General features: G+C 48.4%; 21 protein-coding genes. 5 read left to right on the top strand and 16 right to left on the bottom strand.

The features are described 5' to 3' along the window. Window positions 1–13: 13 nt before the first annotated feature. Together B5P39_RS01095 and B5P39_RS01090 are read right to left on the bottom strand one after the other, a co-directional pair. Complete coding sequence (locus B5P39_RS01095; RefSeq protein WP_088210147.1) at window positions 14–763, bottom strand: ferredoxin--NADP reductase; 750 nt, start codon at window positions 761–763, stop codon at window positions 14–16. Window positions 764–892: 129 nt separating this feature from the next. After that, on the bottom strand, window positions 893–1,501 hold the full coding sequence (locus B5P39_RS01090) for a DUF5610 domain-containing protein (RefSeq protein WP_088210146.1): 609 nt from the start codon (window positions 1,499–1,501) through the stop codon (window positions 893–895). A gap of 170 nt (window positions 1,502–1,671) precedes the next feature. Between B5P39_RS01090 and B5P39_RS01085 the strand changes: the two genes are divergently transcribed. The 3 genes from B5P39_RS01085 to B5P39_RS01075 all read left to right on the top strand — a co-directional run bounded on the left by B5P39_RS01085 (window position 1,672) and on the right by B5P39_RS01075 (window position 4,118). Then, a complete protein-coding gene (locus B5P39_RS01085) occupies window positions 1,672–2,265 on the top strand; it encodes a histidine phosphatase family protein (protein ID WP_088210145.1) in 594 nt (197 codons plus the stop codon). An 11-nt stretch (window positions 2,266–2,276) separates the two neighbouring features. Next, a complete protein-coding gene (locus B5P39_RS01080) occupies window positions 2,277–3,767 on the top strand; it encodes an FMN-binding glutamate synthase family protein (protein ID WP_088210144.1) in 1,491 nt (496 codons plus the stop codon). A 144-nt stretch (window positions 3,768–3,911) separates the two neighbouring features. Next, window positions 3,912–4,118, top strand: coding sequence for a hypothetical protein (locus tag B5P39_RS01075; protein WP_011718310.1), 207 nt, complete (start codon window positions 3,912–3,914; stop codon window positions 4,116–4,118). Window positions 4,119–4,152: 34 nt separating this feature from the next. Here the strand turns inward: B5P39_RS01075 and B5P39_RS01070 are convergent, their stop codons facing one another. Continuing rightward, window positions 4,153–4,410, bottom strand: coding sequence for a hypothetical protein (locus tag B5P39_RS01070; protein WP_088210143.1), 258 nt, complete (start codon window positions 4,408–4,410; stop codon window positions 4,153–4,155). An 82-nt stretch (window positions 4,411–4,492) separates the two neighbouring features. Next, window positions 4,493–6,289 (bottom strand): ABCB family ABC transporter ATP-binding protein/permease, encoded by a 1,797-nt coding sequence (locus B5P39_RS01065; RefSeq protein WP_088210142.1) that lies wholly within the window; start codon window positions 6,287–6,289, stop codon window positions 4,493–4,495. Window positions 6,290–6,738: 449 nt separating this feature from the next. Here B5P39_RS01065 and B5P39_RS01060 point away from each other — a divergent pair, with 449 nt between their 5' ends. After that, window positions 6,739–6,915: a hypothetical protein gene (locus tag B5P39_RS01060; protein WP_011624090.1), complete on the top strand. Its 177-nt coding sequence runs from the start codon at window positions 6,739–6,741 to the stop codon at window positions 6,913–6,915. Between the two features lie 50 nt (window positions 6,916–6,965). Here B5P39_RS01060 and aroG read toward each other — a convergent pair whose 3' ends face one another. The 5 genes from aroG to B5P39_RS01035 all read right to left on the bottom strand — a co-directional run bounded on the left by aroG (window position 6,966) and on the right by B5P39_RS01035 (window position 11,701). Next, a complete protein-coding gene (gene aroG, locus B5P39_RS01055) occupies window positions 6,966–8,024 on the bottom strand; it encodes a 3-deoxy-7-phosphoheptulonate synthase AroG (RefSeq protein ID WP_088210141.1) in 1,059 nt (352 codons plus the stop codon). 307 nt (window positions 8,025–8,331) lie between these two features. Beyond that, on the bottom strand, window positions 8,332–9,519 hold the full coding sequence (locus B5P39_RS01050) for a tetratricopeptide repeat protein (protein ID WP_088210140.1): 1,188 nt from the start codon (window positions 9,517–9,519) through the stop codon (window positions 8,332–8,334). Window positions 9,520–9,637: 118 nt separating this feature from the next. Beyond that, entirely contained in the window at window positions 9,638–9,985 is a 348-nt protein-coding gene (locus B5P39_RS01045; protein WP_088210139.1) for a hypothetical protein, read from the bottom strand. A 116-nt stretch (window positions 9,986–10,101) separates the two neighbouring features. After that, the gene (locus B5P39_RS01040) at window positions 10,102–11,352 is read right to left on the bottom strand and encodes an ammonium transporter (protein WP_011718316.1); all 1,251 of its coding nucleotides are present in this window, start codon (window positions 11,350–11,352) and stop codon (window positions 10,102–10,104) included. A 10-nt stretch (window positions 11,353–11,362) separates the two neighbouring features. Next, a complete protein-coding gene (locus tag B5P39_RS01035) occupies window positions 11,363–11,701 on the bottom strand; it encodes a P-II family nitrogen regulator (RefSeq protein WP_011624095.1) in 339 nt (112 codons plus the stop codon). A gap of 309 nt (window positions 11,702–12,010) precedes the next feature. On the opposite strand from B5P39_RS01035, the gene B5P39_RS01030 reads away from it, so the two are divergent. After that, window positions 12,011–12,553, top strand: coding sequence for a hydrolase (locus B5P39_RS01030; RefSeq protein WP_088210138.1), 543 nt, complete (start codon window positions 12,011–12,013; stop codon window positions 12,551–12,553). Window positions 12,554–12,589: 36 nt separating this feature from the next. Here the strand turns inward: B5P39_RS01030 and B5P39_RS01025 are convergent, their stop codons facing one another. The 7 genes from B5P39_RS01025 to B5P39_RS00995 form a co-directional block, all read right to left on the bottom strand. Next, entirely contained in the window at window positions 12,590–13,324 is a 735-nt protein-coding gene (locus B5P39_RS01025; RefSeq protein WP_088210137.1) for a DUF1566 domain-containing protein, read from the bottom strand. 93 nt (window positions 13,325–13,417) lie between these two features. Beyond that, window positions 13,418–14,227: a hypothetical protein gene (locus tag B5P39_RS01020; RefSeq protein ID WP_088210136.1), complete on the bottom strand. Its 810-nt coding sequence runs from the start codon at window positions 14,225–14,227 to the stop codon at window positions 13,418–13,420. Between the two features lie 133 nt (window positions 14,228–14,360). Further along, window positions 14,361–15,065, bottom strand: a complete 705-nt coding sequence (locus B5P39_RS01015) for a LysE family translocator (protein WP_088210135.1) — start codon at window positions 15,063–15,065, stop codon at window positions 14,361–14,363. A 112-nt stretch (window positions 15,066–15,177) separates the two neighbouring features. Next, window positions 15,178–16,008, bottom strand: coding sequence for an AraC family transcriptional regulator (locus B5P39_RS01010; protein ID WP_088210134.1), 831 nt, complete (start codon window positions 16,006–16,008; stop codon window positions 15,178–15,180). Window positions 16,009–16,161: 153 nt separating this feature from the next. Beyond that, entirely contained in the window at window positions 16,162–16,908 is a 747-nt protein-coding gene (locus B5P39_RS01005; protein WP_088210133.1) for a hypothetical protein, read from the bottom strand. Between the two features lie 108 nt (window positions 16,909–17,016). Further along, a complete protein-coding gene (locus B5P39_RS01000; protein WP_088210132.1) occupies window positions 17,017–18,657 on the bottom strand; it encodes an alkaline phosphatase in 1,641 nt (546 codons plus the stop codon). Window positions 18,658–18,699: 42 nt separating this feature from the next. Next, entirely contained in the window at window positions 18,700–20,196 is a 1,497-nt protein-coding gene (locus tag B5P39_RS00995; protein ID WP_088210392.1) for an alkaline phosphatase, read from the bottom strand. Window positions 20,197–20,383: the final 187 nt, after the last annotated feature.

The following is a 20,383-nucleotide window of genomic DNA, read 5'->3' as shown; positions in this document are numbered from 1 at the left end:
AACACTCAATACACTACCAATATTTCTCGACGGTAATTTGTCCCGGTGCGCGGCGTAGGTTTTTAGCTAATCCCTTGTCGAGCAACGCAGCCTGCGCGCCGCTGATCATCCCCGGATTACCACAAATCATCACCTGCGAATCCGCAGCATTGATAGTTAACCCCACTTTACGCTCAATTTCGCCCGAGACGAGACCATCGGGAATACGGCATTGCAGTGCATCGCCGACCTTTTCACGGGTGACGGTTAAACACAGGATAAACTGATCAGGATATTGCACTGCATAAGCCTTTAATTTATCAAGGTAAACTAAATCTTTAGCTTCGCGGACACCATAGATAAGCACGACTTTTTCGAAACGCTGCCAAGGCTCTGGCGTATCGAGCATAGATAAGAATGGCCCCACGGCCGTCCCCGTGGCTAACAACCATAAGTGCCGACCTTGCCGTGCGCCCTTAGGGATCTCATCCAAGGTCATAAAGCCTGTGGCGGTTGGGGTAATCTCGATTTCATCCCCTATGGCAAGATTTTGTAATTGCGGGGATAACTGCCCTTCTTCTACGGCGACAGCCAAGATTTCAGCATAGGGTTTATCAGGGGAATTCACTAGGGAATAGGCTCTGGCGACACGCTTATCATCTTGCACTTGGCTGAGTTTAATAAATTGGCCTGGGATAAAGGGCGCCAGTTCGGCCGCTATCCGCAGCGAAAATAATTTATCACTCCAATCAATACGTTCGATAACACGTCCCCTAGTCCACATAACTCGCCCTCAAGCAAAACGTTAAATAGATCCCTAGCATAGACTGTTATCTGCGCAACAAAAACCCCTTATTGTAAGGGGCTTAAAACAAGGGAAATCGCAATAACATACAGTGCTAAGTACGGGACATTATGCGCTAGCCGTTTGCGCCTCATCAGGTTTCTTATTAAAGCTATCCCTAAAGGCCTGCAATCCTTCTTGTACTAAGCAATAGGTTTTATCGACACCATCGGCGATATCCCCTTGCAACACTTTAAGGCCGGACAAAATATCTCGAGCCTCCTTAAAACCATTGTCGATAGCGCCGCCTATGATGTTCATAAAACTGTCGAGCTGCTCGTCCAAACTCATATTCGAATTTTGCTGTTGGTGAATGCTAAAGAATTGCGTCGCAAAACTCACAATCCGATCGGCAGTCGCTTCGGGGGAGGTATCGACGTTATTGTCATAGGCGGTTTGAATGGCATTTTCGCCCATCGAAGGGGCTAACTCTTTGTTTATCGCTTCGATGGCCGCGCGATATAGTAACGCCATGGATTGATCACCGGATTTTAAACTCACATCTTCCTGCGCCGACAGAATCGCCTGATTCATTAACTGCTTACTGGTTTGTTGTGTAGTTTGCTTAGAAGCTGCTTCCACATTTTTCGTCTTTTCGGCATTGGCAGGCACGTTTTCGGCATACTTGCGGTGGGACGAAGAAGCGTTCTGTACCTGCGCAGGGCTATTGATTTCCATGATACAAAATCCATTCAATTTGGGGTGACTCTATTATCGACCAAAATTTGAGCAACTTTAGTATTTTTCTCAATTGCAGTACCATCACAATCTAAGGCAATGATACCCATAATGAATCTATTCGCCTCAGCGTCGCACTTGCATGCGCTCATCAGATAAGGATATACGGCATGGCAACTCCCCAATGGCTAGCAGTGGTTACTCACTCCTTGCGAACCATCCGCTTAAATAAGCTTCGGCTATCACACACTCTACTGTTAGGCCTGTTACTCTTTACCAGCATAGGACTCAGCCCCATCAATCAAGCTTTTGCCGATAATCGATTGATTATTTTGGTAAGGCATGCCGAAAAAGCCGACGCACCAGCAGGCGATCCGTCCCTTTCCGATGATGGTCATGCACGTGCCCTCGCGCTGGTTAGCGCATTGCAAAGGACGCAGATCTCGCAACTGATCGCGACCCAATATCAAAGAACCCAGCAAACCTTGTTGCCTATGTCTACGGATCGGCATTTACCTATTACCGTGGTCGCCGCTGAAAAACCACTCGCAGCCCATATTCAGCAAATCGTTGAACAAGTACATGCCGTGAAAGGTAACAGCTTAATCGCGGGGCATTCCAATACCGTCCCACTGATCATCAAGGCCCTTGGCGGCCCAGAAATCCCCACCATAGCTGAAGATGATTACAGTCAGCTGTTTTTACTCTCCATCCATGATGGACAGCCAGCAAGCCTTATCTCCACCCGTTATGGACACGAATAAAGGATAACAAGATGCAAGAACTCAATTGGTTTATATGGGGACTGGATCTCTTCTCAGGGCTGTTTTTAATCCTAGTAGGCTTTGTCGTTCTGGCGATTGTGTATATGTATATCGCCGACAAGCTACAAACCAAACAGGCCGTGCGCCACAACTACCCTGTGATAGGTCGCTTTAGGTATTTATTTGAGAAACAAGGCGAATTTTTTAGACAATACTTTTTCGCACAGGACAGGGAAGAATTGCCCTTTAACCGCGCCGAACGGAGCTGGGTATATCGAGCCGCGAAAAACGTCGACAGAACCATCGCCTTTGGCTCGACACGCCCGCTAGACAGCACGGGCGCCATCATGTTTATGAATACCGCCTTTCCCACACAAGATGAAGATATCACGCCAATTCTGCCTCAAACCATTGGCCCCTATTGCCGTGAGCCCTACACCACTAAGGCCATTTGCCACATCTCCGCCATGAGCTTCGGCGCCCTGTCACGCCCTGCCGTCACAGCCTTATCCCACGGCGCAGCACAGGCGGGATGTTGGTTAAATACCGGAGAAGGTGGCTTAAGCCCTTACCATTTAAAAGGCGGCTGCGACTTAGTCTTTCAAATTGGTACCGCTAAATACGGTGTACGTAATGAGCACGGCCATTTAGACGATGACAAGCTTAAAGAAATCGCCGCACACCCCGAAGTTAAAATGTTTGAAATCAAAATGAGCCAAGGAGCCAAACCAGGCAAGGGCGGTATCTTGCCGGGGATAAAAGTCACCGAGGAGATAGCCCTAATTCGCGGTATCCCGCAGGGCCATGATTCAATTAGCCCCAATGGTCATATCGAGTTTAAAAATGTGGGCGATATTCTGGATATGATTGCCAGAGTACGTGAGGTCACGGGTAAACCCACAGGCATTAAAGCCGTACTTGGGGACGTGCAGTGGCTCGAAGATTTTTGCGATGAAATTGAGCGCCGTGGCGAAGCCTCTGCCCCCGACTTTTTTACCTTAGACAGTGCTGACGGCGGCACGGGCGCCGCCCCTCAACCCTTAATGGATTATGTGGGCTTGCCCCTTAAAGAGAGTTTACCCATATTAGTCAATATCTTAATTCAGCGAGGGCTGCGTAAACGCATTAAAGTGATCGCCTCAGGCAAACTCATAGTGCCATCGAGGGTTGCTTGGGCGCTCGCCTTGGGTGCGGACTTTATCGCCTCGGCCCGTGGCAATATGTTTGCCCTCGGATGTATTCAAGCGCTGCAATGCAACAAGGATACCTGTCCGACGGGTATCACGACCCATAATAAGAAACTCCAGCAAGGTCTTGATCCTAGAGACAAATCGACGCGGGTCGCTAATTATAATCATAACCTACACCACGATTTAGCCCTGATCGCCCACTCCTGTGGCGTGACAGAGCCAAGGCAACTCAAGCCGTCCCATGTGAGGATTGTGCTCGAGAGTGGCTTGTCGGTTTCGCTGGATAAGTACTATTCCCATATCAATCAATAGTTAACTTAACACTGCATGCATTTTGTACGACTTTCGTCTAAAGTTAATTTAGCAAAAGGTAATTTGAACGCGTATCACAAAAGGGGTAAGATCCGTGATACACGCTTGAGATTAAACAACTGCATATTAAGTTAAGGAAACACTGTGAAAGCAAGCTTTGTAAGCCATATGCCAGACAGTAAAACTGCCAGCACAAGCTGTAAGAGCTGTAATCGCTTGACTGAGATCGAAGGCGAATTAGTGTGTTTTCGTGAAGGCCAAGTGATTCGACTCACTAAAATTGACGAATCGACCACCAAATTCAATCTGTTATGTGAAGGTTGGAAGGCTGGAAAACCAAAGGGAATATAATTTCTTATATTCCCTATTTCGTTTGTCTCATCGCTTAATTCAGACCACGAACATCCGCATTATATTCATTAGTTCTACGAATAATCCCTGCCAATTCAAGTTCTTGATTCATTTTTGCCAGCGTTAAACGTCTTGTGGTCACTTTAAGGCCTGCGTTTAACTCTGCGTGAATGCGTTGTAGCGAATCATAATCCACACCGCGCTTTTTAAGGGTTGCCATAATCGCAAACCAATCTGTGCTTACTTTCTCTTCTCTGCCTTCAATATTGACTCTTAATGCCATATTTTCCATGCCAAGCACCTCTTATCGTTATTTGCTTGGATTCGAGTATAGAGAGCCGAACCTGAATAAAAACTGAATTGTCCCAACGCTGTTACACTTCTACCGAAAGCTGTTGTTGCTCATTTTGTATGCGCCACAACTTAGCGTAGAGACCATCCTGAGCCAGTAAAGACTGATGATTCCCCTGCTCGACAATTTCCCCTTGGCTTAAGACCACGATTTGGTCGGCGTCGACTATGGTCGATAACCGATGCGCCACCACTAAACTGGTATGCCCTTTGGCGACCTCGCGCAGTGCCGACAGAATCGCCTGTTCCGAACGGCTGTCGAGGGAGGATGTAGCCTCATCAAACACTAACACCGGAGAGCCTTTTAAAATCGCCCGCGCAATGGCCACGCGTTGCTTCTCCCCACCCGAGAGCTTTAATCCCCGCTCACCCACTTTGGTATCCCAACCTTGGGAGAGCGACGCAATAAAATGCTCTAAATGTGCGAGTTTGATGGCATGGCGCACTTCTTCATCCGTCGCATCGGGACGGCCATAACGAATGTTCTCCACTAAGGAATCATTAAATAACACTGTATCCTGCGGCACTATGGCAATGGCGCGGCGCAGTGCATCTTGGGTTAATTGGCGAATATCTTGCCCATCAATCAAAATGCGCCCTTGCTCCACATCGTAAAAACGGAACAGCAATTTGATGAGCGTAGATTTACCTGCGCCGCTATCCCCAACCACCGCAACCTTTTTCCCAGCCGCCACCTTAAAGCTGACGTTGCGCAGTATCGGTCTGTCATCGTAGCTGAAACTCACATGCTCAAAACTAAGCTCGCCGCGCTTAGGCTCAAAGTCTAAGGCATCGGGTTTATCCACTATGCGAGGGTGCTTATCGAGCAAACTGAACATCCGCTCAATATTGGCTAGGGCTCCGCGGATTTCACGGTAGACAAATCCCAAAAAGTTTAGCGGCATAAAGAGCTGCATCATAAAGGCATTGATCAGTACAAAGTCACCTAAGGTCATCTCATTATTGGTCACTTTATAGGCGGCTAACGCCATCATCGCCGTCATCGCCAACGCGATAATCAGCGCTTGGCCACCGTTGAGGGCAAATAGTGATAAACGATTCTTACGTTTAGCCACTTCCCATTGGTCTAAGGCTTGGTCATAACGGTCCGATTCATATTTCTCATTATTAAAATACTTCACGGTTTCATAGTTGAGCAGGCTGTCGATAGCGCGGGTGTTGGAGAGGGAGTCGGCCTTAGCCGCATCGCGGACGTATTCGGTGCGCCACTCAGTCGCCACCACCGAAAACCAAATGTAGGCCATCACAGAGGTAAAAGTGATAGCGGCAAAGGCAATGCCATAATTAAAAAAGAAAATACCAATAACCATGGCGATTTCGAGTAGGGTCGGCACTATGTTAAACACCATAAAGCGCATCAAGAAGCTCACGCCACTGGTGCCGCGCTCAATATCCCTCGACAAGCCGCCCGTGCGCCGCTCTAGGTGAAAATCCAAATCGAGTCGATGCAGGTGGTCGAACACCGCGAGGCCCAATCGGCGAATTGCCCGCTCTGTGACACGGCCAAATAAGGTGTCGCGGATTTCACCCGTGATCACTGTTAACAGCCGCACTGCGCCGTAGGCTAAAACTAATCCGATAGGCACACTCAAGGCCTGCGCGGTTTTATTGGCATCCAAAGTATCGACTAAGTCTTTCAGAATAAAAGGTAAACCCACGCTGGCAAGCTTAGCGACGATAAGGCAAGACATGGCTAGCGCCACCCGCCCCTTGTATTCGAGCAAATAAGGCCAGAGCAACTTAACTACGTGCCAATTGAGCTTATCGATGGGACCTTCAAAATACAGTGTTGGGCGCATATGTCTAAACCTTTGCCAAAGTCGCTCAATTGTAGCAGCATGGCGCACGTTAAGGCGAAACCAAACAGGGAAAGTTTGAATAAAATCAATCAGATTTTTCTGACAGACAAAAAGCGGCCCGCTTGGCAAAATATCTCTGGCTTACCGAAATAAAAATGTCATGCTAACGACTTACGCTCAAAGAGTTCGCAAAGCGAATATTAAGGTGAAAAAATTCTGAAACAAGCTTGGCTTTATCAGAACAGTAACCGTTAAAATAGGCCAGAACATCAAGGGTTCGACTGTTGATTATTTTGTCGGTTTTACCCAAAATGTCCCTCGGACTAAAGATTTCAAGCAGCAGGATTTGCAAACATCTGGCCGCAGATCCGTGTGTACAAACAAGTTCCGCACTCGTTCTGCGATAACATTAAAGATAACTCAAATAAATCAAGATCAAAGGATGCTTTATGTTGGATTCAGCTAAAGTTCAATACCCGCCATTACCACTGATCCAAACTTGGGTGTGGATGATGATCGAATCAGGCAATCCAGAAATTCAGGACAAAGGCAGAAATAACCTGATTGCTGCTTTTGGTAGCTTGGCCAAAGCTAACGAATACTTAGCCGAAATGAGCAAGAAATAATAAAAATAAAGGCGCCGGGATAGCGCCTTTATTTTTGGTCTTAAACCCGATTAAACCCGCTGACGACGTTCGATAACACTCTGATTTAACACTGCGAGTAAACGCTCGGTATCGTCCCAACCAATACAGGCATCCGTGATACTCTGACCGTAGCATAACGCCTGGCCTTCAATCAGATCCTGACGACCTTCCACTAAGTGGCTTTCGACCATTACACCGAAAATCGCCTTATTACCCGCAGCCAATTGTTCGGCCACATCGTTTGCGACTTCCATTTGGCGTTGATATTGTTTACTGCTGTTGGCATGGCTGAAATCGATCATTATGTTGTCGACCAGCTTGGCCTTTTTCAGTTGTTCGCTGATCTGCGCCACATGGCTGGCACTGTAATTAGGCTCACGGCCGCCACGCAGAATGATATGGCAATCGGGATTACCTTTGGTCGACACAATAGCCGAATGGCCAAATTTGGTTACCGATAAGAAGTGGTGCGGCGCATTCGCGGCGCCAATAGCATCGATTGCCACCTTAATAGTGCCGTCGGTACCATTTTTAAAGCCTACAGGGCAAGACAGCCCAGAAGCCAATTCGCGGTGTACCTGCGATTCTGTGGTGCGCGCGCCGATGGCGCCCCAGCACATCATATCCGCCACATATTGCGGGGTGATCATATCGAGGAATTCACCCGCGGTAGGCATGCCAGAGTCATTCAAATCGACCAAGAGTTTACGCGCGGTACGCAAACCATCGTTCAGTTTGAAGCTATTATCCATATAAGGATCGTTGATGAGTCCCTTCCAACCCACGGTAGTACGCGGCTTTTCAAAATAAACACGCATCACCACTTCGAGCTGATCTTGATAACGTTCTCTTAGCGCAACCAGTCTCTGGCCGTATTCCAATGCGGCCTTAGGATCATGGATTGAGCAAGGACCAATGACGACTAACAAACGATCATCTTGGCGGGCGAGAATGTTATGGATGCTTTGGCGGGCATTAAACACAGTTGCAGCAGCGTTTTCGGAAGCAGGAAATCGTTCTAGAATCGCAATCGGTGGAAGTAACTCTTTGACTTCATTAATGCGAACGTCATCATTTTGGTAATACATAATTTACTGCTCCAACTCTCGTGTTTAGGCTATTTTTATCGCTGCAATAGGGGATCTCAACTGCAATACTGAGTTCAATTTATCCAGTCTGCGCCGTTAATGCAACCAAGTTGTCTCCATTTCAAAAAATCAGCTATAACGTCTTGTTTTAACATATTTTTAAAAAATACAAATTCAAATATTTCAATATGATATGCAAACTAAAGCCAAGCGAATGTTTGGGTAGGAAGCAAACGATACTGAGAGCGGAAATAAAAAACCTCCTTTGCCAGTAATCAGACGCAAACAAAGGAGGTTGAGTAAAGGATTAATGTTGCTGCATGGCCTGCAGTTTTGCCTGATAGCGATGTTTATCTGTGGCTTCTCGGCTCAGAGCCATCGCTTTTTCCATATTGAGTTTGGCACGTTTTTCATCGCCCAGCGCCCAATAGGTGCGTGACAGGCCAAAGAAAAACTCATGTCGATAATCGGCTTTATCCACGGCTCTTTGATACCAAGCGAGCGCCTCGCTGTATTGGTGTTCGTCATAGGCCTGTTCACCCATGTCGTAGTAGTAATAAGGGTTACGAATACGTGCTAACTCCAACACTTTATTGACCTGCGCCCACTCTTCTAAACGGCCCTGATCACCTAAAATCACCGCCAAGTTATAAAGCGTCGTCATATCATCGGCATCGTATTTGAGTGCATAGCGATAGACTTGCTCGGCCCGCTTTTCATCGCCCTTGTGGCGATAAATCACGGCTAAGGTGTTGAGCGCAGGAATAAAGTGTCCAGATTTTAAGCCCGCTTTAATCAGCGCATAGGCGCGGTCTAAATCCCCTTCAACCAAGGATTCGGCGGCCATATTGTTATAAAACATGCTGGTTAAGGTCTGGCGATTAATTTGTACTTTGTTGTAGCCTCGCAGGGCGCGCTCAGGCATAAAGTCGACCAGAATTGCATGGGCCGACACATACACAGTGTGCACGCTCTCGGCGGGTAACAAGCGTAGATTGACATGGCCGTTGATCAGATAAAACTCGCCCTGTTTGTCCCACACGGGTTCAATCGCAATATCTTGAAACTCAGTGCCAATTTTAAACACATCCGCTAAGGCCGATGTCATCACGACCAACGACATACAATTCCCCGCACGCTGGGCATAGGTTTCGCTGGCGGTTTGAGTCAAATTATCTTGATAGTGAAAATCACTGTGGCCACCGAGCTGATTGGCATTGATATAACTGGCTAACCATTCATGCACCGCGATAGGGTTTTTCGTCGATAAGCTGTAACGGTCGTAGGCTCGCCTAACATCGGCTGCCACAGAAGGTGGAAGACTGAAAATATCCTCGACGCTAGGAATATTACTGACAGATTTAAACAACGAATCTGCAAATAAGGCATCGATTTCATCATCACTAGGTTTTGGGGCTGTCGAGCTGCACCCCCATAAGAGTAAAAGTAATAATGAGCAGATTATGCCGCTAGAGATGGTGCGCAGTTGTATCATGAGATGTCCCCCAGACCATAAGGCTCCTATTTGAGCTTATTACACTTGGCCAAAAAGACGTCATAAAATGGTTACAAAAAATAACGGCCTGCCCCAAAGGATTGCGGCAACTTGAGGGTTAACGCTGCGCCGGAGGGTCAACCTTGATATACACATCCTGCTGCTGATAACGATAGGGGCGGTAGTTATCCTGACCACAGGTAAAGTAAGGGTAAGGCTTTACCTGCGCAATACAACCGAGTGGCAAGGCCTGCAGAATTTGAATTTGCTCCTGTCTTCTCAAGGATTCCTGCCATTCATAATCTTTTAGCACTTGGTCGCGCACGGCAAAGGCATCGAAAGGCTCATCCGAGCGAGTCACTACGACTTGCCCCGCAAAAGCGGGCAAGGCTAAGAGTGCACTCAGAATGCCCCCAAGCAAGCAGGTACGTCTGATTTTCACTGTGAGATAAGAGATTAAGCGCATCATTCGCTCCTTGTGGTATCAGCGTGGCAGTCGAAGACCCATAAAAAAAGCAGAGCACTTGGCTCTGCTTTACTATCCTCTTATCCCTTAGAGGCATCAAGTCATATCAACACCTGTTAGCCTGCACTTTTGACAGTCACAAACTCAGGGTAAGCGTCGATTCCACAGTCAGACGCATCCATACCGTTATATTCTTCTTCCTCTGTAACACGGATGCCCATGGTCATCTTGAGTACAAACCACACCGCAAACGACGCGCTAAATACCCATGCGAAGATAATCGCTGCGCCAGTTAATTGCGCTGTGATAGTCGCGTCGGCATTCGATAAGGGGACACACATCAAACCGAGGAAACCCGCAACACCGTGCACAGAAATCGCGCCCACAGGGTCGTCAATCTTGATTCTGTCCAGACCCACGATAGAGAACACCACTAAACCACCAGCCACCACACCAATCACCCCTGCCATCAGCAGCGAAGGCGACAGTGGATCCGCAGTAATCGCCACTAAGCCCGCCAGTATGCCGTTCAAGATCATGGTTAAGTCCGCTTTACCCCAAATCATTTTGCACACAACTAGGGCAGAGATAGCACCAAAAGCGGCTGCGGTATTAGTGTTTACGAAGACTTTAGCGACAGAGCTAGCGTTGGCCGCATCTGAAACCATTAATTGTGAGCCACCGTTGAAACCAAACCAGCCCATCCACAGGATAAACATCCCTAAGGTCGCCATTGGCAGGTTAGAGCCTGGGATTGGGTTGACTTGGCCGTTAGGGCCATATTTCCCCTTACGAGCACCGAGCAGTAACACCCCAGCGATAGCCGCAGCGGCACCTGTCATGTGCACAATACCGCTACCCGCAAAGTCCACAAAGCCTAAGCTAGAGATAAAACCTTTCCCCCAAGTCCAGTAGCCTTCAACTGGGTAGATAATGCCTGTCATCACCACGGAGAAGAACAGGAAAGCCCATAACTTCATCCGCTCCGCCACGGCGCCAGAGACAATCGACATCGCCGTTGCCACAAACACCACTTGGAAGAAGAAGTCAGATTCCAAGGCATGGTTTGCATCGTCGGCTTGTGAGCCAATCAGCGTACCGAGTGAAGGCAACCAACCGCCTTCGGCATTGTCGACGTACATAATGTTGTAGCCAATCAATAGGTACATCACACAGGCAATCGCGTATAACACCACGTTTTTAGTTAAAATTTCGGTGGTATTTTTAGAGCGCACTAGGCCAGCTTCGAGCATGGCAAAACCCGCAGCCATCCACATAACCAAAGCGCCTGAAATCAAAAAATAAAAGGTGTCGAGTGCAAAGCGCAGTTCAGAGACTGTCACGCCTAATTTTGTTAGTTCTTCCATCTTCCGCCCCCTATAGCGCTTCAGTGTCGAGTTCACCCGTACGAATACGGATGGCATGTTCTAAGTCGATAACGAAAATCTTTCCGTCACCAATTTTTCCCGTATGAGCCGCACTGGTAATCGCCTCAATCAGCATGTCGAGATTTTCTGCTTTAGTGGCAATTTCTAGTTTTACTTTTGGCAAAAAATCCACCTGATACTCGGCGCCACGATACAACTCTGTGTGCCCCTTTTGACGGCCAAAACCTTTAACCTCGGTCACCGTCATCCCCTCAATACCAATACCGGCGATAGCTTCACGGACATCATCCAATTTAAATGGCTTGATGATAGCGCTGACTAGTTTCATCCTGACCTCCAAAAAACGCGATTGTTATTAACTTGTAGCCAAGATAATTCAATCATTAGGCCAGAATTTTAATCCATTGATTTTAAATAAATAATAAAGAATACACCTGAATTAACCGATTAAAAATGCACCAGACTTGTGCAAGCATGAGGGCGACGCACTCTTTTAGTGAGCAATTTAAGTGCACGCCATATTCGACCTTTGCCCTATTGGTGAGGCTGCCCAATTAGGGTTTACTGACAGTGCAGAAAACAAGCAGAGCAATCGCTAAACGATGCCTTTATTCCACCCGCGCAGAAGGAACGCCCGATGTTAAAACCTGAAGAATGTGTACTCGTTATCGTCGATGTGCAGGGAAAGCTCGCTCAGATCATGGATAACTCAGCCAAGCTTCATCAGCAGTTGAGTACGCTTATCCAAGGCGCACAGCTGTTTGAAATCCCCATCCTCTGGCTCGAGCAATTACCCGCCAAACTTGGCTCGACCACCGAAGAGCTAAAAACCTTGCTCGAAAGAACTGGCTCGTCCATTGCCAAGCAACATTTTAGCGGTTGGTATTGTGATGAATTTGCCAATGCATTAACCCAAACTCGACGCAAACAGGTGCTGCTGGCGGGGATAGAAACCCATGTTTGCGTGTATCAAACTTGCCGCGATCTGCTCGACCAGCACTACTCAGTGCACCTTGTCGCCGATGCGGTGTCTTCCCGCAGTGTTGACAATAAGCAGTTGGGCATTCAAATGATGACCGCCAAGGGAGCAACCCTCACCAATGTGGAGTCACTGTTATTTGAACTGCAACATGAAGCTCAGGGAGATAGATTTAAGGCGCTGATTAAATTGATTAAATAAGGTGAGAAGAGAGCTTGTTCAAGCTCTCTTTAGTATTCAAAATGCGGCAACACAAACGGCATAGTTGGCACTATTAGCATAGCTGCGAGAACTATAGCCGCTGGGGGCGACAGAGATAATGCCAGCCAAGAATTCGGTCTCATTGACAGTACTAGACCAAGAGTCAATCGTCGAGCTCCACTGCGCACGTTGATAGGCGGCGCGACTCTCGCCGTACCCATAGAGAGTATTTAACTCTTGCTCCGTTGGCCTGCGCCAATTATCTTTATCGGCAAACTCGAGTGAAGCCAATTTTTGGCACCAGCGGTCAAACTGACCGTCAACGCCAACCTTAGCCTCATTACCCTTTGCCGCTTTGGTGCCGGGTAAGATGACGCCCTTACCGTCCTGACGGAACAGGGCGTATTCGCCTCGGCTCGGGCCAAATACAAACTCCTCCTGCACGTTAAACGTCATCGCATAGCTATCGCCACTGTTGTTGGCATCATCTTGTTTAAGATAACCCAAGGCGTTCATCACCGCGATGGAAGGCGAACTGCTAAACCATTTCGTCTGGCGATCACTTTTATCGTAAAGCGCTTTGATTTTTAAGCAATTGGTTGATGCCAGAGTACGGTCGTTATTATCGAGGCCGCCATCAAAGCTGGTATCGATTGGCGTACCTTCGACGTGGCCGCACAGGGGAATGTGTTCTTTTGGGCGACATTCTGTCAGTAAAAACAGCAGCACTATGGCACTGCTGATAATGGCGATTTTAGTGGGATTAATCATCACAACAAACCTTAATCCAGTGTTGATAAAAAGACAGTACAGCTAATCCAGAATTCCCTCCCGGATCAGCCTTAAATGATTGGCTCCATTAGGCTATAGCGCTTTAACCACGGCTTCCTGCACCAGCAGTTGGTCGTTCTTATAAACCAACAGCTCACCTATGGGTCTTTCTTCGGCGCTCAGCACTATCACATCGCAGACATAGAGATAGGGGCCGCTTTTAAACTGGAAGGAATGATTGCCGCCGTTACCATCGAGAACTAACTTCCCCTTTTTGAGGACTAAATCAGGTTTCTCGCTCATGGATTTGCCCTTTGCCCAGGCGGCATAACGGTATTGCTGACGGTCGAGAGCATCGACACGAATGATGAATCGCGCGGTTTCCCACGCCAGCTCTGGGCTAGCAAACTCGCGCACACTCTCGTGTAGCATCGCTTTTTGCTGCGCGATCAGCTCATCCCTTAACTTGGCTTCCTCTGGGCTTTGGTAGTTAATGCCCGAGATTTTGCCATCAAAATCCAACCAGACACTGCCGTGATCGAGCATAATGCCGCGCCAGCCCATAGTCTCCCAGTTGTTCTCTGTGGTCGAATTGGCGATTTGACTCAGCAACTTGCTATCAAAGACTTGCTGAAATCTCGTCAGCAATTGCTGTGGATTTTGCACATCGGGGAGCGGATATTCCCGCTGGAGGGGATAAGAAATTTGCTCGGCAATCGCCTGACGATCACCCGCCTTGGCCGCATCAATCAAAGCTTGCACCTGCGGCACGTATTCCGCCTCTAAGGCAGCCAGAGCCTGGGGTGCAGTGCTAAGACTCCCTAGCAGCAAGCCCGTATAAAGCCCTAAACGCGAGAGTCGATTAACCGCTGAAAAACCTTGATAAAACGGGCGACAAGACATGATTTATTCCTTTAAAGTCAAAAACATCCAAATTAAGACTTAGCAAGGATACCATAGCTAAGGAGGGATAAACACACACAATCCCCCCATGCTGATGTGCTGTGAGTCGAATCATAGCCTCGCTCGCAGCACCTTAAGCCAACAGCAAACTCGAGACTATCGCCACCGCCACCGACATAAAGATCACCCCAATCACCCCATCGATGATAGGCGTGAGTCGTTGCAGCTTTTGCTGCACCTTAGCTTTAGAGAGCATCAGCGCCAGAAAGCCAAACCAGAGCAGTGACAACACAAATAACATTAACGCGGCAGCGAATTTAGTCACGGGTGTCACGCTCGGGGTGATCAAGGCGGAAAACAAGGTTAAGAAAAACACTAAGGCTTTAGGATTCAATAAATTGGTATAAAGCCCCCTCATAAAACCCTGTTTGGGTGATAAGGCGTTTACCGCGCCCGCAGTGGGCATATCAAAGCTGGTTTCCGATGTTGTTTCAAATCCAGAGGGATCTGCGCCCTCGCCGTTCAATACGGTTTTGGGTTTACTGAAAAAAGACACCGCAGCCTTAAGCGCGCCAAATCCCATCCACGCCAAATACGAAGCACCCAGCAATTGCACTAACAGATACAAAGTATGGGAGCTTTTAATCACTAAGCTGACGCCAGTTAAACTCAAAATGGTATGGGCTAAAATCGCCACCGATATTCCCGCCGCCGTGGCAATTGCGGTGTTTCGCGGCTGCGACGTAGCAATCTTCACCATAATGGCAAAATCCGGCCCAGGGCTGACTAAGGCTACGCAGTGAATAACGGCTAAGGTGACTAACAGGGATACATCCATCAATAGGGCTCCGCAAAAACAGATAAGAACGCCAGTATGCCCAAGCCTGCTGCAACTGCATTGTAAGAAATTGCACGCGGCTAATTTACCGAGACAAATTATACCAATGGTATTAAAGCATGCGCCGCTGGAATTGGACGGGTGAGAGTAAAAAGGCCTGCTTAAACGCCTTATTTAAATGACTCTGGTCGAAAAAGCCTAACTGCTGCGCCACATCTACCACTAAGGCGCCATGGGTTAAGGACTTTTTCGCTAACTCTAATCGCACTCGCTTCAGGTAGGCATGGGGTGTCATCCCAGTCGCCAGTTTAAATTGGCGTAAAAACTGGAACTTACTCAAGTTAACCTCATCGGCCAACGCCTCGAGCTGGGTGTTTTGCCACGGCTCATCGTGAATTTTCTGTTTGATGCGATTTAGCTGTTGCCATGATAAGCCCCTATCCTGCCTTAAATTCAGCATTCCCGTGGGGTGGCGCGTCAATAACAGCTGCATAAAGTTCAGTAGGTGCGACTCGGCCGCAAGCTCAGAACATTGACCTTGGATAAGCACATCATGTAGCTGGATAAAGTATTGATATAACGCGGGATCATCCACCATGGGCGCATTAAAGAAATGGGCCTTGAGCCCCATCTCTTGGCTAATGCTGTTCATATACTCCACGGGGATCGACATCACCTTAACCCGATAACCTTCGGCGTCGCGGCTTTGTCCGTCGTGGGTTTCATCGGGATTGAGGGTCGATAACCCATGTTGCCCGAGCTGATAACGACTGCCTTTATTGATAAATTGCTGCGCCCCTTGAGTCACCACGCCTAAGTGATAATCCAGATGCACGTGTTTATCAAAACTGAAATGCGTAAATTCCGCCTGACTCAGTTCAATGCCCGAGAGGCTGGGATGGCGCCAGTAATTGATATTTTCAACGGGAGTCACACGGCTCATAGGGCAAGCTTAATCTCACTCGGCAAAGACAACTTTAGATACTACTCATTCTAGCCGCCGAGATCTTGGCTCGAATAGTAAATTATTGCAGCGCCCGGCCCAAAAATACAAAACGCCCGAATGCGGGCGTTTTGTGAAAACCAACATGCTGGATTAGTGCGAATGACTGCCGTGGCCGCCTTGCGCCTCAATGGCATGGCCTTCGCTGTTATAAAAACCACTGCTACCGTGTTCGATAAAGCCTTGGTTGATCATCTTAGCGATAAAGGGGTCGGACTCACTGTCGCCCACATCGGCAAAATCAATGTCTTGATAATTCTGGGTTAAAGCAGCAAATGCTTCGTGGCTGTAAGGCTCAACCTTGAGCAACTGATAACTTAAAACTTCACCTAAATTAAATTGCTGTGGCAGCTCAATGCTGGCAATCCAGTCGAGCTGGCTGTCCATGCCATTCACCTTACCTTCGAAGCCTTGAGCCGCAAAACAAGGCAATTGTTTTAGCTCAGTTTTTGCCAAGTTAGCAGGCAATGCAGGAGACACTACATGGTACAACTGCTCGCGGTCGTGCTGAATATTTAGCGCCCTTAAGTCGCCCTTGCGATAGGTGACTGAGCGTTTTTCAACGGGGAAATAACGCACATATTCGCCATTGGGTGCCCATTGTTCAAATGTGGTGTTATCCCGTTGAATAATAAAATCTTGTCCGTCTCTTAGCAGGGTCATCTGCCAGCTTTGCCCCTTAGCATTGGTGACTTGGTACTGGGCTTTTAAATGGCTGGCCTCAAGTGTTGCGCATTGTGCATTGGCCTGATTGGCAGAAGCAGCGCTAACGGGAGTGGCTAAGGCCATCACAGGGGAGGCTAACGTCGATACCAGAGTGACTAAGAGGAGTTTATTCATGTTATTTCTCACTTACACGCTAATTTTATAACTCGCATTACTGACTAATGTCTTTACAGACAGTTAGATAAATGCCGATGGCAGGACAGCCCGCCATCGGCATTTGGTTTACTTCGCTGCCATTGCAGCTTCCGCTTTCGCGACTAAGTCTGCCGCACGGTTCATCACGTGGAAGATATGGTTTTGTTCAACCGTACCTTGGACCAGATCCGAGCTGGGGCCACGGGCAAAAATCGCCACGTCTTCACCCGCATGGGTTTCATCGCTTAATGGCACTAACGCTTCTTGATGGAAACCAGCACTTTGCGTATCCACAAAGTTCAAGTCTTTACGGCCTGAATCCACTGGGAAGTTATAACGCTCATCGCCACCCGTCGCTAATGACGCATAACCCATACCGTTGGCATAACCTACTGTCGTGTAAGGTAAACCGTTAGCATCGGTTGAGTTAGTCACTTCGGCGATACCGTTCGCATCGTTACTCTTCACCAGACCTAGGATTGGGTTACCACGGGTCGGATAACCTGCGATGGTGAACACATGGCTGTGGTCAGCCGTCACCATTAACAGAGTGTCGTTTGCCGAGGTTTTTTCCATCGCAACACGGACTGCTTCTGAAAGCGCAACTGTGTCGTACAGGGCACGAGCGGCGTTACCCGCGTGGTGCGCATGGTCGATACGACCCGCTTCGACGATCAGCACATAACCTTTGGTGTTTTTCTTAAGAATATCAATCGACTTAGCAGTCATTTCTGCGAGCGATGGCTCACCCGTTACGCCCGCTTCGGTACGGTCGTAGTCGTATTCCATATGGGATGAGTTGAACAGACCCAATAAATGGTCAGTGCTCTTCACATCCACATTGAGGAAGCCGTCTCTATCCTGAACGTAGGCAGCATTAGTGTACTTAGCTAACCATTCGGCAGTCAGATCGCGACCATCGTTACGCTTACCCGCTTTACCTTCTGGATCAATCAAGGTTTTGGGGATAAAGCTGCGGCGACCACCGCCCATCATCACGTTTAAGCCATTGCCATAGTTAAAGTCGAGCATTTGCGCGGCGATATCTTTACAACCATTGGTCACGGCTTCGGCTGGCAGGTTTGAGTCGGCTTCCCAGTCACGCTCAGGCACGTGGGCATAGCTTGCCGCAGGCGTTGCGTGGGTTAAACGCGCCGTAGTCACCACACCAGTAGACATGCCCGCCATGGCGGCCAGTTCCAGTGATGTCACTAAGTTTTGATCTTTAGTCGATGCGCAGTTAGCACGCACTACGCCTTCGGCCTGTGAAATCACGCCCACATCGGTTTTCACCCCAGTCATCATCGCCGACATAGTGCCCGCAGAATCTGGTGTTTGACCATCGACGTTATAGGTCTTAGATAAACCGACGTAAGGCAAGGTTTCGAAGGATAAAGAGTTTTCTTCACCCGTCTTGCCCTTTAATTGACCTTCTAAAATACGCGCCGCAGTGATAGTCGAAACCCCCATGCCGTCGCCGACAAACAGGATCACGTTTTTCGCCGCGCCCACATCGTTGTTAACGCTCAGGCCATCGGCCTTAGTCACACGTGCCTGTGCATCGACATACCATTGGTTGACTGCGGTCCAGTCTTTACCGTCGCTGCCATTGGAACCGTTAGAACCATTCGAACCCGGCGTACCTGCTGCGCCGTTGTCACCATCGCTACCGCATGCGGCTAAACCCAGCATGGCAGAGATTGCGAGTACCAGTAATTTCTTATTCATTTTTAACTCCAAAAGTGAGAACAGTAGGTCGCAACCGACCTACTAGTACTTAGTGCCGCCAAGCTGCTGGGCTTGGTTGATAATGTGGAAGATCACGTTCTGCTCAATCACGCCCTGTACCAGATTCGAACCTGGGCCCATTGCGTGTAAGCTGATGTCTTCACCGGCGTGTGTCTCACTTTCCATTGGGATAAGTGCTTGTTGCATGAAGTCTTTATCTTGAGTATCGACTGAGGTTAAGTCGTCACGCACGCCAACCACAGCGCCTGGGCCGTTAGTGTAGGCCAGCGTGGTGTAAGGCTTGCCGTCGTTAGCGAGGGCTAACGAACCATCCACATCGTGGACTAAACCTAAAATCGGGTTACCGCGTTTTGGGTAGCCTGCAATGGTAAATACATGGCTGTGGTCAGCTGTTACCATGATCAGGGTGTCATCGCTGCTGGTTGCATCCACTGCGGCTTTCACGGCGTTAGATAACTCAACCGCATCGGTCAAGGCGCGGCTAGCATTGCCCGCATGGTGACCATGATCGATACGACCCGATTCCACGATCAGCAGGAAGCCCTTATCGTTTTTCTTTAAAATCTCGAGGGATTTCGCGGTCATTTCAGAAAGTGATGGCTCACCACCAACGTCATCGGCACGATCCGCTTCGTATTCCATATGGGATGGGTTAAAGAGGCCAAGTAAGTGATCGGTATTGGCGGCATCGATAGCATCGAAGCCTTTTTTGTCCCACACGTAAGCCGCTTTGCTGAAGTTTTCGACCCAGGCTTTAGTCAGATCTTTGCCATCTTTACGTTTACCGGCTTTGTTCTCACCGTCAGTGACTTCTTTTGGCAAGAAGTAGCTGCGACCGCCACCCAGTGCCACGCTGAGTGAGTTGGCCTCATCGCGCATCACCAATTGGCTGGCGATATCGGTACAGCCATTCGCAACGGCTTCGGCTGGCAGGTTAAAGTCGCCTTCCCAATCACGCTCTGGTGATTTTGCGTAAGTCGCAGCAGGCGTCGCGTGAGTTAAACGGGCAGTCGTGACAATCCCAGTCGATAAGCCTTTAGCATTGGCAAGGTCAACCAGAGAAACAAGTTCATTACCTTTCGAAGACAAACAGTTACCACGTAAACTGGTGTCAGAAATCGAGATGATACCGGCTTTGGTTTTTACCCCGGTCGCCATGGCGGTCATGGTACCTGCGGAGTCGGGCGTTTGCTGGTTAGTGTTATAGGTTTTCACTAACGCCGTGTGAGGAAACTGCTCGAAACTTAAGAAGTTTTCTTCACCGCCTTGGTTACCCGTTTGCTGCTGTCCTTGCAGAATACGGGCGGCAGTTAAGGTTGAAATACTCATGCCGTCACCGACAAAAAGAATCACGTTTTTAGCTGTTTTCTTGGTTTCAACCTGCGCTTTAGCCGCAACATTGGCTGCACTGTCTTTAAACCACTGACTGTCAGTTTGGGTTGCGGGTAAGACTGCAGCGTGGGCTACAACCGTCATTAAACTGCAGGAGATAGCTGCAGCGATCCGTTTAATATTCATCACGTTCATCACCGATTTTATTATTGAGTGTATGAGGGTATTCCCTTAAGAGGCGCCCACATTTTCAATGCTTTATATGACGAACTGGCGTGATTTTAATGGCGTTTTTATTGCAGCAAGATGTCGAAATGATTGCAGTAAACAGAATAGAAAACGCTAAGCTTATCCAAGTTACGGAATAAGCTTA

Origin of the sequence: Shewanella sp. Shew256 (genome assembly GCF_002196695.1) — a bacterium.
GTDB lineage: Bacteria > Pseudomonadota > Gammaproteobacteria > Enterobacterales > Shewanellaceae > Shewanella > Shewanella mangrovisoli.
Note: the sequence above shows the minus strand (reverse complement) of the source record. Positions and strands in the feature narration are given on the sequence as shown.